Origin of the sequence: Microvirga massiliensis, assembly GCF_001006805.1 — a bacterium.
Taxonomy (GTDB): Bacteria; Pseudomonadota; Alphaproteobacteria; order Rhizobiales; family Beijerinckiaceae; genus Microvirga; species Microvirga massiliensis.
This window is the reverse complement of sequence record NZ_LN811354.1, coordinates 202,005-210,672: the sequence shown is the minus strand read 5'-3', so window position 1 is coordinate 210,672 and position 8,668 is coordinate 202,005. Positions and strand designations below refer to the sequence as shown.

8 protein-coding genes are annotated in these 8,668 nt (G+C 59.3%); 4 read left to right on the top strand and 4 right to left on the bottom strand.

Annotated elements, in window-relative coordinates; genetic code table 11:
- Positions 1-229 (top strand): hypothetical protein (locus BN1233_RS49150; RefSeq protein WP_210168219.1); only part of this gene is annotated, 229 nt, incomplete at its 5' end.
- Positions 213-452 (top strand): hypothetical protein, encoded by a 240-nt coding sequence (locus BN1233_RS16990; protein WP_046864786.1) that lies wholly within the window; start codon positions 213-215, stop codon positions 450-452. The genes BN1233_RS49150 and BN1233_RS16990, both read left to right, overlap by 17 nt.
- Before the next feature lie 443 nt (positions 453-895).
- On the opposite strand, the gene BN1233_RS16985 is transcribed toward BN1233_RS16990, so the two are convergent.
- Together BN1233_RS16985 and BN1233_RS16980 are read right to left on the bottom strand one after the other, a co-directional pair.
- Entirely contained in the window at positions 896-1,189 is a 294-nt protein-coding gene (locus BN1233_RS16985) for a hypothetical protein (RefSeq protein WP_046864785.1), read from the bottom strand.
- A gap of 44 nt (positions 1,190-1,233) precedes the next feature.
- Positions 1,234-1,755, bottom strand: a complete 522-nt coding sequence (locus tag BN1233_RS16980; RefSeq protein WP_048708058.1) for a hypothetical protein — start codon at positions 1,753-1,755, stop codon at positions 1,234-1,236.
- A gap of 453 nt (positions 1,756-2,208) precedes the next feature.
- Between BN1233_RS16980 and BN1233_RS16975 the strand changes: the two genes are divergently transcribed.
- On the top strand, positions 2,209-4,422 hold the full coding sequence (locus tag BN1233_RS16975) for a helix-turn-helix domain-containing protein (protein ID WP_046864784.1): 2,214 nt from the start codon (positions 2,209-2,211) through the stop codon (positions 4,420-4,422).
- A gap of 587 nt (positions 4,423-5,009) precedes the next feature.
- Positions 5,010-5,318: a hypothetical protein gene (locus BN1233_RS16970; RefSeq protein ID WP_046864783.1), complete on the top strand. Its 309-nt coding sequence runs from the start codon at positions 5,010-5,012 to the stop codon at positions 5,316-5,318.
- Positions 5,319-5,472: 154 nt separating this feature from the next.
- Here BN1233_RS16970 and BN1233_RS45980 read toward each other — a convergent pair whose 3' ends face one another.
- Both BN1233_RS45980 and BN1233_RS16955 read right to left on the bottom strand, forming a co-directional pair.
- A complete protein-coding gene (locus tag BN1233_RS45980) occupies positions 5,473-6,909 on the bottom strand; it encodes a DUF6508 domain-containing protein (protein WP_048708061.1) in 1,437 nt (478 codons plus the stop codon).
- A 100-nt stretch (positions 6,910-7,009) separates the two neighbouring features.
- Entirely contained in the window at positions 7,010-8,419 is a 1,410-nt protein-coding gene (locus tag BN1233_RS16955; RefSeq protein WP_244470710.1) for a serine protease, read from the bottom strand.
- Positions 8,420-8,668: the final 249 nt, after the last annotated feature.

The window sequence follows — 8,668 nt, the reverse complement described above, 5'->3', positions numbered from 1 at the left end:
AGTTAATGTCATTCGTATCTACACCGCCGATGTAGCAAGCCCTGATGGACGTGGCTTCGGCGGCAAGCCCAATTCCTACCCGCGCATGCGGCCGTCGAACCCGGACGTGCCGTCGTCCCCGTTCTCCACAGCCCTCCACGCCCGCTTCAGACTTTTCTTGTCGTGGTCCCGGCGTGAGAACATAAAGGGAACAAAGGACGGGAGCCTGAGCCATGAACCGCGACGTTGAGGCTATCGCCTCCTCTTATATCCGGGCTGCGGAGGGGGATCGCGACCGGGCACTGCGGCTGGCGATCTCTGATGCACTGGCCGATCTGCTGGAGGCAGAACGGCGAACGGCAAATGCAGTGCGACTGATTTCTCGCGGCTATGCCCGAGGGAATTTCGGGCAGGGCCGAGATTCGGAGCAGGAGCTACGAATCTCTCAATTGCCTGATGGCGTCGCCAACTGACCATCCCAGCACACACGCACAACGGCAACCCATCCGATGCGTGGTGTCGAGCGCTTGTCTGATTTCCCGTGGGTCAGGGTTCGGGTCGAATGCCCTCACTGTCCACACCGACGCGGGAGCTACCGGCTCGCCCGCCTTGCCGCGAAGTTCGGCGCAGAGACCATGCTCACCGAGGTCTTGGATCGGATCGCATTCGATTGTCCCTGGCGCACTCCACCCGGCAAACGACCACCGGACCAATACGACCCTAAGTGTAAGGTGAGGTTCGCGGATTTGGACCGGATATCGCCTCCCCCTCCCGACCAGCCTCCGCCAATGAGACGATTGCGGGTCATTCGAGGTGATGGGGGCGAGTGACGCGTGCGCCAGGAGAACGGTTGCTGCACGGACTCATCGGGAATCTGCGCGGGCTTCGGCTTCTACGACCCGAATCGTGCGCCTCATTACTCTCCATCGCGACCTTCGGCACGCTGCCTAGAGGCATTCCGGACGAAGCGGTCACTCCGCCGGAAAGCCAGTTCGATCAGCGCCTGCTCAATATCGTCGTCTGACCATCCACGAAGATGCAGCCGCCTTCTGACTTTTTCGTCGCGAGTCTGGATTTTCACCCGTGCCCGTCGAAGAGGAGCCATCATCTCGTCGGCTCGGCGATCCAGGTCGGCTTCGGCCACATCTCGTTGACGGAGCTTCTCGATGAGCCTCTCGCGCCAGAGCACGAGAGTGTCGGTCTGGCCCATGGGCATGCCTTCTGTGATGGCTCACGCCCGGACTGTCGAGCCGATCATGGGGCGTCTGCTGTCGGAATGGGATGCCAGATGACTTCGCCTCGAAGTTCGGCAGGTTCCAGGACAACGACAGCTTTTTGGATCAAGAGCCGAGGCGTGTCATTGCGGTCCGTTCGGAGATACTCTTGGACGGCCGAGATGCCGTCCAAAGTAGGTTTGGAGCGGATTGAACGGGCAAGGACATCCACCCGCCGACCTGTGTAACCATGATCGTCCGGATGACGCCCGAACTCGGATGGCCCGAAATCAAGTTTGCCGCGTCTCCCGCGCGGCGGCAGCGGCCCGATCCGCTCGTCGAGGGCATAGAAGGTCCAGCAGTCGAAATCCTTCACACCGTTCCTGCCGTCGAGGTAATGCAGCGCGGCCCCCTGCGCGAGGACGCTACAGAGAAGGCGAGAGCGATAGGCGGCCCATTTTGGGCTCCGCGCGAAGAACGCCTCCATACCCTCCTGACAGAGCAGGCTGAGCCTGTCGAGCGTTGCTCGCGTGATTGGTGCGTAGGAGCGTTCGCTGATCATCGCTGGTGCCACCTCTCGCCCAAGAGGCAATCCCGAGGCGGGCGAGGTGTCATCCCAGATTAAGGGCTTAATGTATGGGCCTATTCGCGGCCTACCGCCCAGGGTGAGGCTAAACCTTATCGCCAGGACCTTGTGCGCTAGGCGACCGGCATCAAGGCCCTTCGCCCAGGCCAGCAGGGATTCGCGCTAGAGACGACGGTCGGCGGCTCGAAGGATATGGGTCAGTTCCCACCCGTCTGCCTCAAATCGCTCGAAAAGCCGATCTCGTGGACGGCCAAGTCCGAACCGGCAACCCGACAAGGACTCGCTTCAGGAGAGTCCGCCTGGGGCGAACGCAGGCTGAAAGGCACCTCACGCCGCCGAACATTTTGAAAAATATGTTAATGGCTAACTTGACACTCATTTAACATGCTGCATATATGCTGAACAGCTTAAGCATACATGGAGACGCCCATGCACGCGCCTGTTCCGCAATTCCAGCAGACCTCATCCGCCATCGCCCGCTTTCGAAGCGAACTCGGAGTCACACAAGGGGCCGTGGCCCAGAAGGCGAGAATAGACCAAAGCCGAGTCTCCCGGATCGAGAAGGGTGAGGTGGCTGCTATCGCCGAAATTGACCGCGTGCTCGACGCGCTCACCGAGCTAGGTTCCCCCGACGCCGAGTTATACAAAGCTTTTGCCGCACGCGAATGGACGCACGTTGAGCCGCCGTCCTTCTGGAACCCCCAACGAGGTTACCTGGAACAGGCTGAAGAGACGCTGGAGGCGATCAATGACTTCCTCGCAGAGGACGGACACCCTTGGCCGCTACGACGGCAGATGGAGCGTCGCCGCGACGACCTCCTGAAGGCATCGAGCTTTCTTAGCCGCCTGTCACACAACATCGCATTTATCGGGGACATTGGAGTCGGTAAATCGACCGCGCTCAGCTTTCTATTCGAGTTGCTGGTACCCTCATCGCTGGTTGATAAGCCAATTGACCGAGTGGTGCTGGAGACAGGTGCAGGCGGCACCACAATTTGCGAAGTGCACATCAAGCGCGGTCCTGAGTTCGGCATCTCTCTTCTGCCCATGAGTGATGGCGAGCTTCGCCAACTGGTTTCCGATCTCTGCGCCGCGAAGTGGGCCGTGATCTCGAATATAGCGAAGGAGACGGGAACAGGAGCGGGTGAGACCGTGGGCGTGAGCCGTGAGGTCGAGCGTGCGATTCGCAATATGTCGGGCCTCGTGCGACGCCGGGAGATCGTTAGCGGAAAACCAATCTATCACGATCTGCTTCTCGACCTAGCTCGCTCCTGCTCCAGCGAAGACGAGTTCCGCGCGCGGGTTCTCGACCTGATGCAGTTACCTGAGCGTACACAGCGTGAGCTTTGGTACGACAGCGCGACGCGCAAGCACCCGATGGAGTGGGTTACCGAAACCTTCAAGATGGTCAACAACGGGCGACTGAAGGAGGTTTCACTTCCCCAGAGCATTGACCTGCTTATTCCAGAATTCGGTCGCAGCTTCGGTGAGCTTGAGATCACAGTTGTCGATACCAAGGGCGTCGATGACGTTGCGGTGCGCGAGGACCTTGACTTGAGGCTCCGTGATCCACGCACGACAGTCGTGTTTTGCTGCCGCTTCAACGATGCACCGGGAACGAGCGCTCGCGCGCTCCTTCAGCACATGCGCCAAACTTTCTCCGATCGCGTGGATACAGGCAAAGTCGCAATTCTTGCTCTGCCGCGTGCCGGGGAGGCACGCGCAATGAAGGACGATATGGGCGAACAGGCCCTTACTGATACCGAAGGCTATACCTTCAAGAACATGCAGGTCGCAGGGGAATTGGCCGCTGACGATTTGGCGGGCGTACCCATGCTGTTCCTGAACGTAGAGTCAGACGATCTCATAGAAGTTCGCGGCAAGCTCTTTGGACAGTTAAGTCGAATGCGCGAGGCGGTCGCCGAGCGACTCCTCGATCTGTGCGCTGCCGTTGAAGAGCTTATCGAGAACAGCGAGGTCCAAGCGCTCAACGCCGCAATCGAGGAGGTCGCCAATAGGCTGAACACCTTTCTTCAGGCAAATCGGCGTTTAGGGGCTCGGGAGCGCCTCGCCCACACGGATGCCATCACCACGATTCGTGGAGTGCGCTATGCCTCAACATTATGGGCTTCCACCCGGCGGAACGGCGAATATTCAGGGTTGAACATTGTACACCAGATCGGCATTGGCGCGGCTCGCGACGCACGCCTGCGGTGTGACGGTTGGTTCAAGTCGCTTGAAGCTTTCCTCAATGCGCTCAAGGCAGACACTGGCCTCGCTCTCGCCGTGAAAACGATCGACCAAATTGGCCGAAGCGCCGCTATCTCCAAAACGACCTTCTTGGATAATGTCCAGCGTGCCGGGATGGAGGTCTACCACGAACCGTTGGCGCAGTCGCCCGTGTGGGCGAGGTGTGCCTCCGAGTGGGGGCAGGGGCCAGGGTTCAAAGGGCGCGTCGCTGATCACCTGGAACGATGGTTCGAGGAGAACGCGAATCTCAAGGCGAAGCTGGAGGAAGTCGCCAACGGACTCTGGGAGTCGCTTGTGATCCAACCGCTTCTACACCAGTCGCAGGAGAGTGCACCGGGCGCTCCTGCTTACGGCGGAAATGCGGTGGAGTTCCCTGCGCGAATCCGCGCCTGATCAGTCCACCGAAACTGCTTCATAAGCACCGTCAGACTATAGCGCAGGCCGGAGACTAGAAGCGTTCCGGCCTGCGGGCCTACCAACCCGCTCCGGTCAAGAAGTGGAATCAGGGCTGAATTGCGGACGAGAGGGGCATTTTCGGCCAATCTCATCCCAACTACATGAACATGCCGCACGGAGCCAGGAAAGTGCGACCGGACCAATTTCACGAACGGGTCGTCAGAGACCCACGAGTTCGACACTTCCACCCCAATCCATCGGGAACTGCGACCGAGGACGAGAAGGTGCAGTTCATCGCCAGCCTTATCGAGACATCGAAGCCTATGATGCCCAAAGACTGGAATGGCACTGACCGGTTTGCACGGTGCAAAGCGGCGGGCATTAGTATTTCTGGGCATTGCTGAGCCGACTTGATGACAAGGGAGAAAGCACCGATGACGCCCTCATAATGGCACTCTGACGCTCAACGAGGGAACACGTCGGGTGAAACGACAGCGCATCACTTGAGAGCATCGGCAAGGCTCGCGAAGTGCACACAATGGTGTGTAGGTTCACTTTTATTGAATAGATCAAGGAGACAGCTAATGTGGCTTTGTTTTAACAACGCTTTTGTGTCCGCTGTGGCGGATCGCGACGATCCCAACCGACTGATGGTTCGCGCTCGTCGGCGGGAGCATCTCGTGAATTTGTTTGGGGCAGATGCAGATATCATTGAGGGTGCGGGCACCGACTACAAATATCGGGTATTCATCGAGCGCCGCGTGCTTGCGGACCTTGCTCACAAGACGCTGATGAGCCTGGGCTATGACAACTTCAAGAACAGCGTGAAGGACGACGATCTACACGATCTTTATTCGGACTTTTGGGAGCTTCACTACGAGATGCAGAAGTAGGTCGCCATTCCAGACTACATGAGGGCTTGCGCTTAGGCGGAGCGAGGAGTGACGGGTGTCATTGTGTGGCGACTGCCACTCCTTCCCTTGGGCGGTTCCAACTCGACACGGACCTCCCGCAGCATGTCTGGCTCCCTCAGCGAGGCAGCGAGTACTACGCCGCAGTGATGACGAAACTCAGGTCCCGTGTGACTTGAGAGAACTCGACAGAAACGCCAAGCTCATCGCCAAGAAAGAACTCACCACCGAGGCTCTCGAAGCGTTCGGCAAAACGCTTCTTCAAGTCATCCTCTGCCTTCTTGGCCTCCTTTCCGCCAGGAAAGGTCGGGGAAGTGAACGCGACTTTCCACTTGAACTGGGAAGCCGGAGGAAGGTGAGCGTTGTGTGTTTCGCACCGTTGCTGTGGGTCCTTGGCATGTCCGACCTTGATGATGCACTTACCCTTCACTTCAAATGGTTGTCGTCCGAGGAATGCGGCCACATCGCCTGAAAGTTGGAGTACATAGAGACGGTTCTCGGCATCCTCGACTGTGAAGTTCCGGTCGCCATAACTTGGCGTTACGCCCCGGCTCGGTTGGAAAAAGTCGCGAATGGCAGCCTCGTGATTCAGCGCCTCGGGCGGTAACGGAGGCTCCCCGAAGACGTTTTCCGGTACGACGGGCAAGCCCAGAGCAGCCTTGGCCTCTTCGGGTGTCAGAAGTTCACCACGTGATGCGATGAGAACAGGATTGTGGGTCTGAAACGTCACACGCGCGAGATGGTGAGCCTCGATCTTGCGGGTGACCCGCCATGCGCGTCTGACCGGGACTCCATAGGTCCAGCGATCGGCCCATCCATTCTCTACCTTCCAGCGTCGGTCGGGATCGGATGATCGCTCGGCATCAGTGACAGGAATTGGCTCGACCTCTAGGAAGCCCAGCACCTGACGGCGCTGTTCACGTTGGGTCTGCTCCTGGTCGGCCCCGTAAATCAGAACGAGATCACCCTGACGGAACTCGCGAATGAACCTTTCACGGTTGGCCGCAAGCGTGAACCCAAGATAGCCCTCGTCCTCTGGCCCGAACCCCCAGAAGGCGCGCAGCCAAACACGCCTCTCATCTGCGGTTCCGAGATCGTGGGACGGGTCCGCGTCTGACCGGCTTGCAGGAGACTGCTCCTTGAGGAGGGCGGCTGCACGTCGAACAATGCCAGTAAGAAGCCCCCTATCGAAGTCGCGCGCCAGTGATCCTTCGGAAAAGCGGGCTGCGCGAACACAGGTCGTGACCAGCTTTGCCAACTGGAATACATCGGCGCGAGCGAGGGCTTCGGGATTCTCTAGGAGGGCATTCGCCTCTGGAGATTGGCTCCACTCTCCCCAATCAAAACCGTAGACCCAGCCGAATTCACGAACGGCCTTCAGGAATGCCTTCGCCTCCGGGACGAGACTGAACCATCCCACGGAGGTGACACCGTTCTTTGTTTCTGGCGCAATCCATTCCCCAAACTTGAAGTTCTCTGCGGTAAAGGTCGGGAGGAACGAGGCGAGAGCAGCAAGTCGCTCCTCCATGGACCATTCCCCGGTCTTGAATGGCCCATCCTTGATCGTACTCATCAGTAATTAATTCTCCGAGTGCTTTCGATTCTCAGTTCCACGCTACGGCCCGTTCTGTGAAGGTTGCTCCACCAACCTCGGCCCAACCCGCTCACGCCTGTCAGTTGCATCTGATGAATGCACTGATTGCCTTGGCGTGGTCGGCAAGGTCGGCCGGTCCCATGGCCGTCGTCGCCGACCCAGTCTCGAACTCGACCCGGTTGCTCTCCAGGAATGAGGCGGCTGCGGAGGCTTTCAGGGCGAAGTTCACGTTCTGCGGAATGTCACCACTCGCCATCACCGTCTTGAGAGCATCGAGCTTGTAGGTAACCACGCCCACGAGATTGCCCTGATGGTCGAGCAACGGTCCTCCGGAGTTGCCGGGCTGGATTGGGGCGGAGACCTGAATATGGCGCGTGTCATCACCGATACCCGCCAGCGCCGTGACATTCCCGAGCGTAAAGTTGCCTGTGCTGGCGAGAACGGTGGAGAGCGGAAAGCCGAACACAGCCACGGGCTCACCCAAGCGTATGCCGATCCGGAGCGCCGCAACTTTCTTGGGCTGGTGATCGACCTTCAGGAGAGCGAGATCGTTCGCCTTGTCGCTCGCCACGAGGCGAGCCGGGAGCGGCGCGCCGCCATCAGGCGTGACCCGGATCGCGGTGCACCCATCGACCACATGCTCATTGGTCAGCAGGCTGCCATCACGACCGACGAAAAAGCCCGTGCCCGAGGCGCTCTTGGCGACCTTTGGCATTGGCGTCGATGCAGAGGGTGTAGGCGGCGGAGAGGCCGGAACAGGTGCAGGACGCGCCACGTCAACCTTTGGTTGCAGGCTCGGCGGGTCGATGAAGGTCGCCCCGGTCATGTCGGACCAGAGCGAGGCCGACATCAGGACCGCGATCCGCTCGCCCGCGACATTGCCGTTCGCATTGTTCCAGGAGAGCGTGAAGCCGGTGACGTGCGTCCCGTCCTGGTGATAGCGTAGGTATAGATCGGTGCCATCCGAGGTCGTTGCTGAAACAACGAACCAGCCGTCCTTCATCACCCGGTAGTGGACGCTGGTCCCCTGCTGGGCCATCAGGTTCAGAATTCCGCTGTAGTACTTGGCTGTGCCAACGTGTGGGAAGGTCGAGAAGTTGATCCTCACGCGCCGGAGCGGATCGACGTAGCTCAGCCCAGAATTCTCTCGGGTGGCGTGGAGACCGAGACCTAGTGGAATCCAAATCGTTGCGCGGCGGGAGGGATGCCTGACTTTGCGGAAGCCCCAGAGGTCCAGCATCGGCTTGGAGATCGCAACAAGCTGGTCAAACTGCGTGCTATCGACGATGCCGGTTGGTGCGAAGCCGTTCTCGGACTGGAAGCGCTGGATCGCGCGAAACAGGCGCTGATTGAAGTTCTCGTTTGGGACCGCGTTCCAATACCCGGCAGCGGCCATCAGAACCTGGAAAAGGAGTCGGTTCTGGACACTGAGCGTCGATTGAAAGTCGCTCTCAGCCTCGACATAGCCCGGTGGACGAGTCTGCGCCACGGCGGACGAGACTCCGCTCGCCATAGCCGCGAGCGCTAACCCCGCCGCGATAGCCGCTCTCCATTGACGTAAAATCAACTCGTTATGCCCCCGTCTTCGCCCCATCGAAGATTTCTATCTCGCGAAGGCGTTGCATGACATGCGTCTCACGACCGCAAACCGGACACCTGCTCCTCGACGGTTCTCAGCCGATCTCAGCCTTTGCTCGGAATACTGCGACTACCGACTGCCAACGAGATCGGAAGCTAA